Annotated in this window: 20 protein-coding genes; 3 read left to right on the top strand and 17 right to left on the bottom strand. The window is 33.0% G+C overall.

Annotation, left to right across the window (positions count from 1 at the left end; translation table 11 throughout):
* Positions 1 to 160 precede the first annotated feature (160 nt).
* The 7 genes from ACFWDE_RS16965 to ACFWDE_RS16935 all read right to left on the bottom strand — a co-directional run bounded on the left by ACFWDE_RS16965 (position 161) and on the right by ACFWDE_RS16935 (position 7,565).
* Entirely contained in the window at positions 161 to 1,261 is a 1,101-nt protein-coding gene (locus ACFWDE_RS16965) for an ABC transporter ATP-binding protein (RefSeq protein ID WP_377893478.1), read from the bottom strand.
* Between the two features lie 61 nt (positions 1,262 to 1,322).
* Positions 1,323 to 2,030, bottom strand: a complete 708-nt coding sequence (locus ACFWDE_RS16960; protein ID WP_377893477.1) for an HAD family hydrolase — start codon at positions 2,028 to 2,030, stop codon at positions 1,323 to 1,325.
* Positions 2,023 to 3,450, bottom strand: coding sequence for a CehA/McbA family metallohydrolase (locus tag ACFWDE_RS16955; protein WP_377893476.1), 1,428 nt, complete (start codon positions 3,448 to 3,450; stop codon positions 2,023 to 2,025). Before ACFWDE_RS16955 ends, ACFWDE_RS16960 begins: the two co-directional genes overlap by 8 nt.
* A gap of 79 nt (positions 3,451 to 3,529) precedes the next feature.
* Positions 3,530 to 4,891 (bottom strand): extracellular solute-binding protein, encoded by a 1,362-nt coding sequence (locus ACFWDE_RS16950; protein WP_377893474.1) that lies wholly within the window; start codon positions 4,889 to 4,891, stop codon positions 3,530 to 3,532.
* A 25-nt stretch (positions 4,892 to 4,916) separates the two neighbouring features.
* Positions 4,917 to 5,735, bottom strand: coding sequence for a carbohydrate ABC transporter permease (locus ACFWDE_RS16945; RefSeq protein WP_377893472.1), 819 nt, complete (start codon positions 5,733 to 5,735; stop codon positions 4,917 to 4,919).
* A 10-nt stretch (positions 5,736 to 5,745) separates the two neighbouring features.
* A complete protein-coding gene (locus ACFWDE_RS16940) occupies positions 5,746 to 6,612 on the bottom strand; it encodes a carbohydrate ABC transporter permease (RefSeq protein ID WP_377893470.1) in 867 nt (288 codons plus the stop codon).
* 164 nt (positions 6,613 to 6,776) lie between these two features.
* Entirely contained in the window at positions 6,777 to 7,565 is a 789-nt protein-coding gene (locus tag ACFWDE_RS16935; RefSeq protein WP_377893468.1) for a DeoR/GlpR family DNA-binding transcription regulator, read from the bottom strand.
* A gap of 341 nt (positions 7,566 to 7,906) precedes the next feature.
* On the opposite strand from ACFWDE_RS16935, the gene ACFWDE_RS16930 reads away from it, so the two are divergent.
* Positions 7,907 to 8,389: a DUF2975 domain-containing protein gene (locus ACFWDE_RS16930; protein ID WP_377893467.1), complete on the top strand. Its 483-nt coding sequence runs from the start codon at positions 7,907 to 7,909 to the stop codon at positions 8,387 to 8,389.
* Positions 8,390 to 8,399: 10 nt separating this feature from the next.
* On the top strand, positions 8,400 to 8,615 hold the full coding sequence (locus tag ACFWDE_RS16925; protein WP_000974613.1) for a helix-turn-helix domain-containing protein: 216 nt from the start codon (positions 8,400 to 8,402) through the stop codon (positions 8,613 to 8,615).
* A gap of 40 nt (positions 8,616 to 8,655) precedes the next feature.
* Here ACFWDE_RS16925 and ACFWDE_RS16920 read toward each other — a convergent pair whose 3' ends face one another.
* From ACFWDE_RS16920 to ACFWDE_RS16880, 9 genes are all read right to left on the bottom strand, one after another.
* Entirely contained in the window at positions 8,656 to 8,967 is a 312-nt protein-coding gene (locus ACFWDE_RS16920) for a hypothetical protein (protein ID WP_377893466.1), read from the bottom strand.
* A 109-nt stretch (positions 8,968 to 9,076) separates the two neighbouring features.
* Entirely contained in the window at positions 9,077 to 9,463 is a 387-nt protein-coding gene (locus tag ACFWDE_RS16915) for a DUF3887 domain-containing protein (protein ID WP_377893465.1), read from the bottom strand.
* Positions 9,460 to 10,143 carry a YhfC family glutamic-type intramembrane protease gene (locus ACFWDE_RS16910; protein ID WP_377893463.1) on the bottom strand — a complete coding sequence of 228 codons (684 nt, stop codon included), beginning with the start codon at positions 10,141 to 10,143 and terminating at the stop codon, positions 9,460 to 9,462. The genes ACFWDE_RS16915 and ACFWDE_RS16910 overlap by 4 nt, the downstream gene beginning before the upstream one ends.
* Positions 10,144 to 10,222: 79 nt before the next feature.
* Positions 10,223 to 11,545, bottom strand: coding sequence for a GHKL domain-containing protein (locus ACFWDE_RS16905; RefSeq protein ID WP_377893462.1), 1,323 nt, complete (start codon positions 11,543 to 11,545; stop codon positions 10,223 to 10,225).
* Positions 11,545 to 12,279 (bottom strand): LytR/AlgR family response regulator transcription factor, encoded by a 735-nt coding sequence (locus ACFWDE_RS16900; protein WP_377893460.1) that lies wholly within the window; start codon positions 12,277 to 12,279, stop codon positions 11,545 to 11,547. Before ACFWDE_RS16900 ends, ACFWDE_RS16905 begins: the two co-directional genes overlap by 1 nt.
* A 211-nt stretch (positions 12,280 to 12,490) precedes the next feature.
* Positions 12,491 to 13,075 carry an HAD-IA family hydrolase gene (locus ACFWDE_RS16895; protein ID WP_377893459.1) on the bottom strand — a complete coding sequence of 195 codons (585 nt, stop codon included), beginning with the start codon at positions 13,073 to 13,075 and terminating at the stop codon, positions 12,491 to 12,493.
* Positions 13,076 to 13,110: 35 nt separating this feature from the next.
* A complete protein-coding gene (locus tag ACFWDE_RS16890; RefSeq protein ID WP_377893458.1) occupies positions 13,111 to 13,698 on the bottom strand; it encodes a kinase in 588 nt (195 codons plus the stop codon).
* The gene (locus ACFWDE_RS16885; RefSeq protein ID WP_377893457.1) at positions 13,698 to 14,240 is read right to left on the bottom strand and encodes a GNAT family N-acetyltransferase; all 543 of its coding nucleotides are present in this window, start codon (positions 14,238 to 14,240) and stop codon (positions 13,698 to 13,700) included. Before ACFWDE_RS16885 ends, ACFWDE_RS16890 begins: the two co-directional genes overlap by 1 nt.
* 15 nt (positions 14,241 to 14,255) lie before the next feature.
* Positions 14,256 to 14,639, bottom strand: a complete 384-nt coding sequence (locus ACFWDE_RS16880) for a VOC family protein (RefSeq protein WP_219921050.1) — start codon at positions 14,637 to 14,639, stop codon at positions 14,256 to 14,258.
* A 281-nt stretch (positions 14,640 to 14,920) separates the two neighbouring features.
* On the opposite strand from ACFWDE_RS16880, the gene ACFWDE_RS16875 reads away from it, so the two are divergent.
* Positions 14,921 to 15,166, top strand: coding sequence for a hypothetical protein (locus ACFWDE_RS16875; protein ID WP_000433609.1), 246 nt, complete (start codon positions 14,921 to 14,923; stop codon positions 15,164 to 15,166).
* 54 nt (positions 15,167 to 15,220) lie between these two features.
* Here the strand turns inward: ACFWDE_RS16875 and ACFWDE_RS16870 are convergent, their stop codons facing one another.
* Positions 15,221 to 15,949: a CPBP family intramembrane glutamic endopeptidase gene (locus ACFWDE_RS16870; RefSeq protein WP_377893455.1), complete on the bottom strand. Its 729-nt coding sequence runs from the start codon at positions 15,947 to 15,949 to the stop codon at positions 15,221 to 15,223.
* Between the last annotated feature and the right edge of the window lie 8 nt (positions 15,950 to 15,957).

Below are 15,957 nucleotides of genomic sequence, written 5' to 3'. Positions count from 1 at the left end.
GTATGAGCCCGGTACAATACCGGGCTCATACCCTAGAGGCTGCCTAATGAAACGACCTGTCTAACTTTCAGGGGTCACTTCAAGGATAATCGGCTTTTTACTATTCATTTATTTGTAGTAGTTGAAGAAATTCTAAAGGTATAATCATATTAATTATTATCTATAAAACAATTCGTTTCTCAATTTCTGAATCGAAATAATGAACTTTGTCCATGTTTAAACCTAGCTCTATATTTGATTGACTTTGCACATCTAAAGATGTGTCCACACGTGCAACAAAAGATTGTCCATTAATATTAGAATATAGATATGTTTCTGCTCCCATTAATTCTGCTACATCAATCGGTACTGTTACTTTTGCGTTATATGGTAAATCCTCGATTTCTTTTCCATAATAAAAGTCTTCTGGACGTATTCCTATTATGATTTCTTTATTCGTATAGCCCTTATTTCGCAAGCCTTTCATCTTCTCTTCTGGCACTTCAATTTTCCACTTATCAATCATAACTGCATTATCTGTTAATACTCCTTTGAAAAAATTCATTCCAGGAGAACCAATGAATCCGCCGACAAATACATTCTCTGGATTATCATACACTTCTTTCGGTGTACCGACTTGCTGTATAATCCCATCTTTTAGTACAACTAAGCGCGTCGCCATCGTCATAGCTTCAATTTGATCATGCGTGACATATACAGATGTCGTTTGCAGCTGTTGATGTAATTTTGTAATCTCAGCACGCATTTGAACGCGCAATTTCGCATCTAAGTTTGATAAAGGCTCGTCCATTAAAAATACCTTTGCATTTCGAACAATCGCTCGACCTAAGGCAACACGCTGGCGCTGCCCACCCGAAAGTGCTTTTGGCTTTCGGCTTAAATACTGCTCAAGTCCAAGAATTTTTGCTGCGTGTTGCACACGCTGGTCAATTTCTTCTTTACTATACTTTCGTAGTTTTAATCCAAATGCCATGTTTTCATACACACTCATATGCGGATAAAGTGCATAGTTTTGAAATACCATTGCAATATCTCTATCTTTCGGTGTAACATCATTTACACGTTTTCCGTCAATATAAAAGTCGCCCTCTGAAATCTCCTCAAGTCCTGCAATCATACGTAATGTTGTAGATTTTCCACACCCTGAAGGGCCAACCAAAACGATAAATTCTCCATCATTTACTTCTAGGTTAAAATCTTTTACGATAGTCACATCATGATCATATTTTTTGTAAATGTTTTTGAATGATAGTTGAGCCATAATATCCTCCTAGAATTTGAGCTATATTTATAGATATTGTTAAAAATTATGATGACATGAATTATAAAACCTTCGAAATATCCTTCATACTGTCTAAAATATAATCCGCTTTCCCTTCTAAATCTTCCTTCCTGCTCGCACCCGATAAAACGCCCACTACTTTAATGTTACTATTTCTCGCAAATGTAACGTCTGTTAATGTATCACCTACCATAAGCACATCTTCTTCAGTTAGTGAAAATTTTTCTTTAAACATATGATAAAAGTCGCTTTCAGGTTTTGTTCTATTCACACCATCATCTGCACCTAAAAAATCTACATAATCATATAACTCAGTCATTCTCAGAGAATGAATAGCTGCATCAACATCGTCTGCCGTAACAACCCCAATAATATATTCATTGTCTTTTAAATATCGTAACGTTTCCTTTGCACCTTCCACTTCTGTAAATACAAGATCATCTGCTGTAGAGTACTTTTTGAATAGAAGACATACATTTTGAATAAAATCCTCTTTATCCACATATTGATTTTCTAACAACGAATACCATGCAGCCGCAATAAAGTAATTTGTACGACAAGCTAGTAAACTCGTACTCTCAAAATCGTTATCATTCATACCAATAATCGTTAAGTAGTCATCTCGTTTACTTTTTTCATTTGGATACGTTTGAAATATATCATCTAACACACGATGCACAATTTTGTACCAAACTGAATCTAACTGTATTAATGTTCCATCTTTATCAAAAATAATCGCTTTATTCACCTTTTATTCCCCCTACAACTTCATTCCATGTTTTCATATTTTTATTCTGAACTTTATTATGAATAGGATTAATAAATGCTACTAATTCGTCCTCTTCCCATCCCTCAACCCTAGCATACGCTCCTTCATTTAATGAAAATTCAAAAGTTACGTCGCTGCCAGATTTTTGTTCAATCATTTGCCCATTTATTATGAGTCTCCACTCACACGGTTTGTCAGTAGAAATGCTGTAAATAATATTTCCTTTAGCCTCATCGCCGACATATATCGTTTCACCTTCGTTTTGAATATCTATCGCTAGTTTTCTAAATCGAGAGAAATAAATTCTTCCCTTCTTGATCGCAGATTTTAAGTTTTTAATAGATAAACCGTTACATAATACATATGTTCCTGGATCACCGTAAATGGATGGGTCTTTTGATCCTGGGAATGTTTTAGACGGATGTAAATGCGAATCACTTCCTCCTATTCCCCAGATTTTAAGACCATTTCCCCACATTTGATCGAAACAACGCAAAGCTTCTAAAGTAGATGATTTACTTTTTTTGTAAGTTGGATCACACATAATTTCCATTGTATGAACATTTTCTAAGTTAATATTAACTTGGTTCGCCCAAGGCTTCATAAATGGATGATTCACACTCATTAAGTACCCTTTTTCTTTCAAGAAAGCAAATAGTTCATTCATTTTTTCGGCGCTAAATGATTCATCTACATACTCTGTAAAATCAACGAATTCTCTTATACCAAATATGTTGTAATGACCGAAAGGAGTTGTAAGTTCCATAGATGGTATAATTAATGTGTTTCCTTTTTCATAAGATGGCATAATAATATTGTGCTCCGTCGCATATAAAAAATCTAATTCTTGTTTCTCACATACTTTCATTCCAAGTTCATCATCTATCTCGCCATCAGTTAAATCTGTATGTTCATGAAAATCCCCTTTGTACCAGCGATATTCTTCATTTACTACCTTATTAAAACGGTCTTCATCGATAAAAACATTTCCCTTACAAAAGTGCTCTCTATTATACGTTCGTTCCAAATAATCATTCACTTCTATATTTACTGTATAGTCAACTTTTTCTCCGGTAAACTTTACTACTTTCTTTGCACAATGAGGGATATACACGACTTCTAATTCCCAATTACCTGACTGTATTTCTCCTCCAATACAACCAGCTGAGCAAAACTTTGAATCTTTCGAAACGACTAGTTTTTCATTTACAATTGGAGTTTGATATTGTACACGTACATAACCGTTAGGATCTCTCAAGATTAATAAAAGTGGAATTTTCCGGCTATCCCCTTGATCAATTGTTAATGTAAAGTTTGTAATATCAGTTTCATCCATTTGGAAACAGTGTTTATTTTTTACGAATGGAGAAAGTGTTATCTTACTTGTTATTTCGATCATCGCTCTCACACCTTTTTAAGTAAATTTTAGAGGCACTTCCTTCGCTCAAAAGCACCTCATATTCATACCACAAACCGGTTTACTTCTTCTTTTTCAGAGCTTTATCTAATTCTTCTTGCGCAACTTTAGCTGCTTCATCTAACGCTTTCTTTGCTGGAACTCCTTCAATCTCTACTTTATCTTTCGCTACATTTAAAGCATCATTGATTTTTCCGCCCGTTGGATCTACAAATGGTCCCACTCCATTATTGTTAGCTTGTTCTACTGGGATTAATGCTTGTGGTTGTTTTTTAACAAATTCAGCATATGGACCGTAATCTGTTACATTGTTACGAACAGGAATATAGCCTGTTGCCATGGACCATTCAGCCGTTTTCTCCGTACTTGTCGCAAACTTCATAAAGTCATATGCACCTTTTGCTACTTCTGGATCAATATTTCTCGTTAATGTGAATAAATATGTTTCTAGTTTTGGCGCTGGTTTATTATTGCCCCAAGATGGTTGTGGTAATGCTTCAAATGTGTTAAGGCGTTCTTCTTCAGTCATTCCTTTTCCTAATGATTTAAAAACAAATCCTTGATCACCAGATGAGCCTGTAAATCCTAGTGTTCTACCTTCAACTAAATCAATTACTGTTTTATCCCAATATTCCCATCCAGTACCACCTGAATGTATTTTCATAATTTTATCTTCATGAAGCCATGTGCGGAATTTCTCCCATACCGTAACCCAAGTTTCATCGTTAATTAATACTTTTTTACCATCTTCACTTAATACATTTCCGCCAGCACTGCGAACCGCATCAATTAAATTTGAAGTTCCCCACATTGGCATCCAGCCAGCATATGAAACATTTCCGTTTTCACCACGTTTTGCGACTGTTTTTGCTACCTTTTCTACACCTTCCCACGTCTTTAAATCATCTTTTGTAAAGCCATTTTCCGCTAATGCTTTTTTATTGTAATAAAAGATTTGTGTTGTACCGTAAAACGGAATTCCATATAACTTTCCGTCAATTGTTGCTTGCTCCATAAAACCTTTTCCATAATCTTCTTTTTTGAAATCAGTATCATTTTTAACAGATTCATCTAAAGGTACGATTAACTGTTTTTTAACATATTCTTGAATAACGTCTGAACCTAGTAATGCGATTGCTTCTTGGTTATTCGCTGCAAATCCACTTTGTAACTTTTGATAAGACTCATCGTAGCTACCCGCTTTTGTCGTTTTCACTATATATTTATCCTGGCTTTTATTGTATTCTTCTACAATTTGATCTACACGATCTGCAAGAGAACCACCTACTCCATTAATGAATGGAACAACAACCTTCTCGCCTTCTTTACTTGCTTTAACAGTACTTCCTTTTCCGCCTGAGCAACCCGCAAGTGCACTAACAAACAACGTTAAAACTGTTAGAAGCATGAATAGTTTTTTCATCCCACATATCTCCTTTACTATTTAATTACCCCTTTATTCCTGAATCAGTAACACCAGATAAGAACCATTTTTGTAGAATTAAAAATACGATTAAGAGCGGCACCGTTGCGATTGTACTTGCAACCATAATGTGTGACCAATCTCGTCCTAAAGAACTATTAATGAAATAATCAGCAATTCCATTCGTAATTAGTTTTTGTGTATTATCTTTCAAAATAAGAGCTGGCCAAATGTAATTATTATAGTTACCAATAAATGTGACCAATCCTAGAGTTACAAATGATGATCGTGTCATTGGAAAAATAATCTTCCAAAGAATTCGCCAATCACTCGCTCCATCAATTTTGGCTGCTTCTACTATTTCAAAACCAACTTTGTGGAACGTTTGTTTCAAATAGAAAATACCGAATACGCTAACAGCCATAGAAATCATGTATCCAAAATGTGAATTTAGTAGCCCAAACTTCCCTAATATTACATATACAGGAACATACGATACAGCTCCAGGGATCATATAGGTTGCCATCACAACACTAAACGTAATATTCTTGCCTTTAAACTTATAAAATGCCAACATATAAGCAAAAAGCGCTGACGAAACAAGTACATATATAGTAATGATGAAAGAAGTATAGAAACTATTAAATAAATATGTGCTAAATGGAAGTATATCTAATACTTGCTGATAATTTTCCCAGTGAAATTCTTTAGGCCAAAAACCTCCTTGTAATACTTCACTAGATGTTTTAAACGAACCAAGCACCATCCATATGAATGGAAAAATAAATAGTATACTTGATAACGCTAGAAAGAGATGCTTTACGATTAATGGACCTTTTTTCATATTATTCACCTTAATAGTTCACCCACTTGTCACCTATTATTTTGTTTATAATAGATAGTAGTATTGTAATGATTAGTATGATAAATGCGATTGCTGTTGCAGATCCCATATCAAATTGTTCAAACCCTTGTTGGAAGAATAAATAAAGTAACGTACGCGTCGAACCACTAGGTCCACCTTGTGTTAAAATTTTTATTTGATCGTAAGCCTGCACTGAAGAAATTGTATTGACAACAACTAAGAAGAAAGTTGTTGATGAAACCATTGGCAGTGTTACATATCGAAATTTCTGCCATGAATTTGCTCCATCAATACTAGCTGCTTCATATAAACTATCTGGAACTTTTTCTAATGCGCCGATATAGAAAATCATCGTCCAACCAACTAATTTCCAAACTGTCACAATAATGACTGCTAACATCGCTGTTTGACTACTTTGAAGCCAGTCCAAACCTGGTATCCCGAAAAAGTTTAGAACTTTATTAATAACTCCAAATTGAGGTTCATATAAAAGTGACCACACAATGGATACAGCTATCGTTGGCGTTACCCAAGGTGAAAAGATCATTAATTGGTACAATGCAGAACCTTTGAATTTTTTTCGGAAGAATAATGCGAATCCTAAACCTAATGCAATCGTTGGAATGACTGTTCCAATTCCAAAATAAAACGTATTTAGCAATGCTTGCATAAAAGAATCTTGTGTAAATAAATTGAAATAGTTTTCTAAACCAACAAAGTTAAAATCATTCGTCATAAAATCCCAATCAGTAAAACTAATACCTAAACTAATGAAATTCGGAATAATCCAAAATAATATTAGAGGTATTCCAACTGGTATTAAAAAGAACACAGCTTTTGATAGTTTTATTTGCATTCTTGCCACCTCCTAATTCATATTGTACGAGTATATTATTAACACAATGTTGTTAATTTGTTAACTGATTGTAAAAACAACAAATTAACAAAATAAAACAACATATAAACAATAAAAGAAGACTATTTCTCAACTTACTAAGAAATAGTCTTCTTTTTGTTTTTCTATACTGTTATTACTTCTACCCCATTACTTGTTAACACATTTTGCCACGCCTCATCGAGCTTAGCGTTTGTATATAATGCATCTATATCACTAAAATTCCCGCTTTTATAAAACTTTGTTAAATTAAACTTTGACTCATCTACCATCATTACAACTTGTTTGGCATTATGCTTTAACTGCTTATATATTTGTGCATCTTCAATATACGAACATGTTAGTTCTTTTTCTAAAGAAATTCCATCACACGAAGCAAATAACTTATTAACAGTGAAATGGTCAAGATAGTTTAACGTCATTTCTCCAGACAATGCTAATGAATTTGTATTCAATATTCCTCCAATGACTATTAACCTGCAATCAAAGGAATCATATTGTTCTTTAAGCTCAATAATTTTATTTACAGCTGGTATCGAGTTTGTTAAAATGGTCAAATTCTTTTTATCGTGTATGTAATCCAAAATTTGCATTGTGGTTGTCCCAATTTCAATTGCGATAATATCATTATCTTCTACAAGTTTACTTGCTTCCATTGCAATTTTTCGTTTTTCTTCAATATTCTCAGCTCGGCGCCTATCAAAATGAAATTCTAGTGTTTGATCTTTTTTCTTAATTGCACCACCATGTATTTTCGTAAGCTGCCCTTCCTTGTGCAACATATCTAAATCTCTTCGTATCGTTTCTGTTGTAACATTTAATACCTTCGCTAAATCATTCACCATAACTCGATTGTACTTTTCTAACTCATCTAGTATGTGTTTTCTTCGTTCAAATTGCGTGTACGATTTCATTTCATTAACACCTCTTCAAATTACGAAAAATATTGATTTTCTAAAAACTCTTATTATACGTTACTTTTAACATAACATCATTTACAGAAAGAAGGAACGATTATCTTCACTATATTTCGTCAAAGGAACAATGATATATATCACCATATTCACCATACTTTTTTATTTCAGGAAATCTATTTGTTTGGCGCCCTTTTTTATAAAGAGCAGCACTTTTTATTTTCATCTAAAATCCAAATTGGTTTAACAATAAAAACAAAATTATAATAAATAAAAATTTATTGTTAAACGATAAATTTCATGTTAGATTAAATAGATAATTAATAAATGAGGTGCTTTATATGAAACAAGGATCAACACTCTTTTTAAAGACAGCTATTATCCTTATTGGAATCCCTGTTCTTGCTTTATGTATATTTTTAGTTCCTAACATAGGGAATTATGCAGCGGAATTGTATCCCGATATTGCATATATAAAATATCTTGTTTTAATCAATCTGTATGCAACGGTGGTACCTTTTTATTTTGCTCTGTATCAAGCTTTTAAACTTGTAAGCTTCCTTGACAAGGGTAACGCTTTCTCAAAATTATCTGTTAGAGCTTTAAAAAAGATAAAAAACTGCGCAGTAACAATCAGTATTTTATATGTGGTAGGTATGCCACTCTTCTATCTTGTGGCGGAAAGAGATGATGCACCAGGTATTATTATATTTGGCATGCTCCTAATCTTTGCTTCAATGGTTATCGCAGTCTTTGCTGCCGTTCTCCAAAGACTTTTAAAAGATGCGATAGATATAAAATCAGAAAATGATTTAACGGTCTGAGGTGAATAACATGGCAATAATAATTAATATTGATGTAATGCTAGCGAAAAGAAAAATGAGCGTAACTGAACTTTCAGAGAAGGTTGGAATTACAATGGCTAACCTTTCTATATTAAAAAATGGAAAAGCAAAAGCAATTAGAATTTCAACTTTAGATGCTATTTGTAAAGCATTAGAATGCCAACCTGGGGATATTTTAGAATATCAACCTGAAGATACCGAATAAAAAGAGTCCTTCTTATATGAAGGACTCTTTTTATTGCTCATTACGGCGCAAAATTTATTTGGCCAGTAAACAATAAGATAATCGCGATAATCCAAAAAATAAAGAACGATGAGGACAGTATTAATGAAATAATAGCTATCCCCTTCTTCTCTGTTTTTTTCGTCATTGTGATTATTGCAATTATGATACCTACGCCTGTCAGAGCAATTGTAATATAATCTCCAACTATATTACCCGCATTCGCTATCCTCGTCGGCGTTATAAAAACGAATAAAAAACACATAATTCCGATGAGTAAAGATATATAGCTTATTATACTGTACTTCTTTTTGGGAACTATTTCGGTTTTCATAATTACCCACCCCTTCTATATAGCTATGAGTTCATATTAGTATGAATAACCATAATTTGGTTAAAAAATAAAAAACAGATAAAGCGGACACTTCCACTTTATCTGTTTTTTATTTAATATATAAACCTGCTATTTCTTCTTTATCATTATAAGTTACGATAAAGGTACGTTGTTCTTTACTATATTTTGCTACAAGAACAACAGTATATAAACCATCTTTTTCTTCAATCGACTTTTTTTCAATCTTTTCGAATGTACCAGCTTTTTCAATTACAGGAGTAAGATCCTTCATTTTCTCCTCTGATAATGTAGTTTTCATCTTGCTATCAAATTTATCATGCACTTCTTTATACTTAGTTTCATTTAGTAACGTTACAATTTCTTCCGCTTTCGGAATAAATTTTTTTGAAGTACTTCCATCTACTTTATTACCCGTACATGCTGCAAGTGCAAATGCCGCGATAGCACCAATGATTATGAGTAACATTCTTTTCATTTTAATACACCCTTTCTTTTTAAGAGCAAACTATAACTAAAAACAAGTAAAGCACAAATCGCTAATGTAACTTCTACAACGAATATTGCACTATTTGCAGGTACATATAGTGGTATAATGCCAGCTAATGTATTTACAGCCCCATGGATGAGAATTGCAATGATAACAAAACGGAATTTCTTTTGAACGACAGCTTGCAATACTATAAAGGAAAGTCCAACATGTAATACCATTGCAAAGATACGTTCAATCCCGCCGATATAATAATTTTCACTACCTTGAATTACGGTTTGTGTTAATAAGAAAGATACTACTGGAATACCGACGATCAACACCGCTTCAATACCACCATGCCCTGCCCCAAATAAAAATCCAGACTGCCAATCTCGTTGTTTCATAAAATAGCGCATTGCGATAAAGCGAGCTATCTCTTCAAAAATACCTGCTGACAAACTAAGTGCTACAGCAAATAATACTGGCTGCATTGCACTGAACATTGCAAAAGCTGTACTATTCTCCCCTAAATATTTCAGTATTGGTATACGGATCAAAACTTGTGATACAACAAAAGCCAATACACCTAACATATACGGGATATAGCGTTTCTTCCAAAAAGCATATAAAAGAGCAACAAGCGGTAACCCTATACTTATAAACGCTGTAAAAACAAGACCATTCATCTCGCTTCACCTCTTACTTGAAGTGTATAAAAATGAGTGAAGAAAGTATGTAGTTATTTCTTATTCGGTTTGATTTCCATCATAAATGGTTATCTTTTTTTAGTATGAAGGTTTGTGTGAAATAAGGGCTCTTATAAGTAGTTTCTAACATTGCGTTATTCGTTTTATTTATAATGCGTTTTAATGAGAATAACCCATACCCTCTATCCCCTACTTTACTCGAGTAGTTTTTCTCATAAATTTTTTGTAAATCAATCTCTTTATAATGAGAGCTATTACGTACAATAAAATATTGCTCTGCATTCATTTCAAAAAAGGCAATTTGCATTATCTTTTCCTCACTCTGTACAGCCTCTTCAATTGCATTATCTAATAAAACTGAAATGATGCGAATAAATGAAACAGTAGACATCGAAACCGTTTCAATTTGCCCTGGTATATCAAGCATTATTTTTATTTGTTGTTGCTGGGCAGTACCAACTTTCGCTCGTAATACGCTTTTCACTTCAGGAATATGTATACGAGATAATTTCGCAATATCGAGTTCATGATCATTTATTAATTTTAAAGTAGGAGTAATTACGTCATAATAAACTTGCTCGATTTCATTCACATTTTTTGTACGTATACCCGCTTCTAACGCAAGTAGCACATTTATATAATCATGGCGAAAACTAGCCAGTTCATCATGCATCGATTCTAATTTCTCCACATATTCGAGTAACTCTTTATCTAAACGTTTTTCATGCTCTTCCACTAACTTCTCTTTCGCTAAATGTGAACTCAGTAATACAATAAGTAGTAATACTAAAAACAATATAATTGCTGAAATAAAACTCAATTCACCATATTGTTGATTTAAATTTGCTAAAAAATCATTGGATGGACTCGTCAAAATTAATTCAATCATAAACCCTATAATTAGCAAAACATAACTAATATAATACAGCGGACTTCCTACAATATACTGTGCAATCTTTTGAATTTGTTTACGGGCTACTATAATACCAGCAAAAGTAACTAATGACACGCAAAGATGGATGATACTCCCTGTCCATAAATATAAATTAAATGGTGTTAACATAAATAACTTCATACCTAATTCAAAACACAACATTTTCACCAATGTAATAACAACCATACTAACTAGTGCAAAATATAAATTATGCTTAAATTTCAATTCATTTTGCATTAAACCTAAACTTATTAGAAATAACACAATTGTACTATTTAACTCTGGATATCTCGTTACTGTTACGACAATTGCAAGCAAAATAATAAATATGGCACTTAAAACTGCTAACATTCTATATGACAATCTATTGTACCGGATTAATTGAATGTATAAGAATGTATGACTCATACTAGTAAGTAGTAGTGCAAATAAATCATAAATATACATTACATCTCACCCTTTAACATTTTACGTACTTTACTAACTAAACGACGCGATACTGGAATTCGTTTCCCACTTTTTAATATCATCATTTTTTGCTTCGCATCGTAAGAAGACATTTGCTTCGTATTCACGATATATGATTGATGACAACGAAATAAACGTTCATCTATTATTTCAATCTCCTTTAATGCCCCGTAAAAATAAACGATACGATCTAACGTAACTAATGCTAAACGATGTGGCTCATCGGTCATAATATACTCAACTGTATGAAATGGGACTCGCACAGTCGCATTATTATTTTCAACAATAAAATCATCCGTAGGAATAGTAGCCTTATTGCGTGCCTCATATTGAAGCAAACATTGCTCAAATACTTGATATCGTTCTTCATAAGGTAAACCTTTATCAATAAATGTTAAAGCTGATACCATGTATTGATACGAAATTGGTGCAAATTCAGAATGCGTCGTTACAAACACAATAATCCCTTGCGTATCACATTTACGAATTTCTTGCGCTACTTGCAGCCCTTTACGTTCTTCTCTTTTAATCTCAATATCTAAAAAATATATCGGTACATAAGTCGCCCTTGGAATGTTTTTAATAATAGTTTCACTTTTACTAGTTACTTCAATAAAATCATAAGGCAACATATATTTTTCACAAATCTCTTCGACTAGCCGCTTCATTTGCTGCGCTTGTATTACATCATCCTCTAAAATGAAAATACTCATATTATCACTCGCTTTATAGAAATCTTTCGCTTACTTAAAAAAGTTCAAAAACACACCCGTTTATCTACAGATTTATCTATAAATATATAATTCACATCGTTATAACAATCTCCTTCTATACACTTGAAAGTATTAATCCACTATAGTTTTTTAAAACATAGAAAATAACCTCTACTTTCCGAGTAAAAAGTAGAAGTTTTAATCAAGCCATTTATAAAGAGAGCTCCCTATCTCTATCAATAACTACCTTAAAAAACTCAGAGTAATGCGATAAAGAATAATCCGCTACATCACTTTTACCATGAAACATACATGTTGAAATACCTAATTCCTTTGCAGGCAATAAATCTAACTCTCTATCTCCAATTGCTAGATCAATATTGTGCTTTTTATGTAAATGATCATAAGCTAAAGAGTTCGGTTTTCGAGGGAAACCATCGTCAATTGTAACCATATCGACGAAGTATTTGTCCCATCCATAATACTTTAAGATTTCCATAACTCCTGCCCTATGTTTATGTGTCATAATCACGTTTTTATGCGCAAATTTCAATATCTCTTCGACACCTTCAAATGGTTTCATATCTTTTGGAGTAAACTGTTTCTTCAAAACTTTAATCTGTTCTTCCTGTTCATTTGAAATGTTGTAATATTGAATTGCGTGGGAATATGATATTTTTAAGTTTTTGTATATTTCTTGTTTATCTACTGCATCACCTAATATTTCAGAAAGCATCATTGTATATGCAGGATACGTATTAAATAACGTCCCATCAAAATCCCATAAAATATTCATTTTATACACCTTCTATTTTGTACTTACTTACATTGTTACATATTGCGTATTACGAAATCCGCAATATCCCTCGGTGATTCCTTTTCCAAATAATACTCCTCAGCTTTCCAATACCTACTTTGAAACTTCGAAAGGTTCTTCTGTGTTTCCTCACTCTCGCGAAGAAACCTTATTTCTCTTGAACAATCCAAATACACCATATAATGAAAGAAATTTCTCCATTCTTTTCGCTGCAGAAAAACTCCTTCAACAATTATTACACCTACTAAAGGAAGCTGTATTTCTTTCATTTCACATGTGTCTGTTTCATCATGATAGAAAGGCAATTCTATTTGTATATCGCTTTGTAACTTCAAAAAAAAGTTTCGCTGCAACCAATCAATATCCCATTGAAGGTTATAATACTCATACCACTCCTCAAATCCAGTAGCATATCGTTTATTACGCTGCGTAATGTAATCATCAATATGGAATATATGAAACGGGATTCCACTTTTCTTCATATCTTCTTCCAACTCTTTAACCAAAGTTGTTTTACCCGAACGACTTAGTCCGTCTATACCTAGTATAAATCGCTCATCTTTATGTTCCTTAATAACTTTCATTATTTTATTTGTGCTCATTACTTTTGCCAATCTTCTTTTAATAATGAATAAACGACCGTATCATGAGCAACATCATTTTGAATCATATATTTTCGAAGTAATCCTTCTTCTTGAAATCCGGCTTTTTTTAATAAATTACGGGAAGCTTCATTTTCTATATATACGACAGCTGCAATTCTTATAAAGTGCAACGTTTCAAATCCGTAAGCTAGCATAGCCTGTAGTGCTTCAGATGCATATCCTTGCCCCCAATATGTATCATCTAGCTCATAACCAATTTCAGCCCGTTTATGATGATTGTTAATTAAATGAAATCCACACGTACCAATTAATTGATCCGTTCCTTTCTTCTCTATTCCCCAGCGAAATACGCTTCCCTCTTCATTACGCTTTCTAAACGTTTGAATAGTCGTTTTCGCTTGCTCAACATTTTCGAAAGAGTCCATTCCGAAATAACGAATAACGGATTCTTTTGAAAAATAATGGAACATCGTTTCTGCATCTAATAGTGTAAGTTCTCTTAATAGTAAACGTTCTGTTTCTAATTTTGGAAACCCCATCCTCTTTTTCTCCTTCTATTCTAATGAACTACAAATTTCAATATAATTACCGTCTGGATCGGCAATGTAAGCAATTGTTTGTCCCCACGGTTTCGTCATCGGTTCAACTAAAACCTTAATACCTTGTTCTCTGAATTGCTCAATCGTTTCTTGCACATTCTCAACAACGAATCCTAATTCAAAATGAGAAGACTGTAATACCCCTTCTGTAAGTGGTAATCCAGTTAACTCCCTTACATCCTCTCGCGTATTCATCGCTAAAATTGTAGTTCCAGTATTAAATTCAATATATGTACCGTGCTCTGCTTTTATAGGTAACTGTAAAATATCTTTATAGAACCTTAAACATTCCTCAAACTTTTCTACATATAAAATAATGTATTTCATTTTTAAGTTCATAATAATTCCTCCTTAACCTTCACCTCTAAAAATTCGACAAATGTTTTTAAAAACCTTGTACCTTATAGAGATGCGCACAAAAAAATGAGGCCGATTTCTCGGCCCCCAGCTTATTGGCATAAAACAGGAGATTTGGTTTGGACATAACCAGTTCTTACATTTATTATATTTTATTTTTTCTGAATTTTAAACATAATTAATACCTATTTATGTTGAGAAAGTTTTTTTACTTGCATAAATTCATACCGTTCAAGAAATGCTACAAATGGAGGTGTATACATATGGAACCAATGCTATGTCCAAGCTGTAAAACGAACCGAACTCGCTTTAATATTCTTGAGCAACAAGTAAAACCAGTGAAATTAAATCCACAAACTGGTCAAGTAGAAGAAGAATACACAAATGAAACGATGAACGCTTTTCATATGGCCTATCAAGGCCCTACTTACCGCGTCCAATGTGCTGTATGCGGGCTTGTTGAAAACCCAGAGCAATTTATAAAACCGGCTCAAAATCAGTCTTTCTAATAAAAAAGTTGCTTGTGTTTCAAGCAACTTTTTTATTCTCATTCTACATTTACTTTAGACTCTCTGTAATATTACTTTTCCTTTCAATATAAATAAGCGGATCAGTACAAGTAAATCTATTAACATATGTATAATTATAGATGGATAAATTGATCCAGTTGCAACATATACTCTTCCTAACATAAAACCTAAAATCGTTGTCCCTACTATACCTTTCCACCCTTGATAAAAATGCGCTAAACCAAAAATGATTGACGAGATAACTAGTACTCCTATTATCGATAGCGCTGGGAAAAGCTGTGATAAGTAATTCATCATGAAAGAACGAAATAATAACTCTTCTGTTACACCTGCTGTAATGCAAATAAAAATCCATAGTATTGTTTCTCGGTAATTATTAGGGAGCATTTCTGAAACATCACTCATTTGTTTCTCTGTATACTTTTGAAAAAGTTTACTTTTCTTTAAAATAATCAACGGCACTATAAACCCAATGCATACACCTATCCACAATGATATATTCATATTTTTAAAATACTTACTTACCATATGATTAGCAGATGGTAGTTTAAGTCCATACTCCTCAAATGGGATATTGATTGAGTATGATGTTATTAACATAATGATGGTTAACACCCACAGTAAACTCATTGTTCTTATATAAAAGGAAACTCTTGCATTTTTATTTGTTTGTATATCTTCTTTCAACCTATTGTACAGCCACTTACCCAGAGCCCCTTCACCTAAGGTCAAATATATAAATAACATAGTCAAAATAATCATTTTAATCC

It is taken from the genome of Bacillus sp. NPDC060175 (genome assembly GCF_042728695.1).
In the GTDB taxonomy this organism is placed as follows: domain Bacteria; phylum Bacillota; class Bacilli; order Bacillales; family Bacillaceae_G; genus Bacillus_A.
This window is presented reverse-complemented; position numbering and strand designations above follow the sequence as displayed.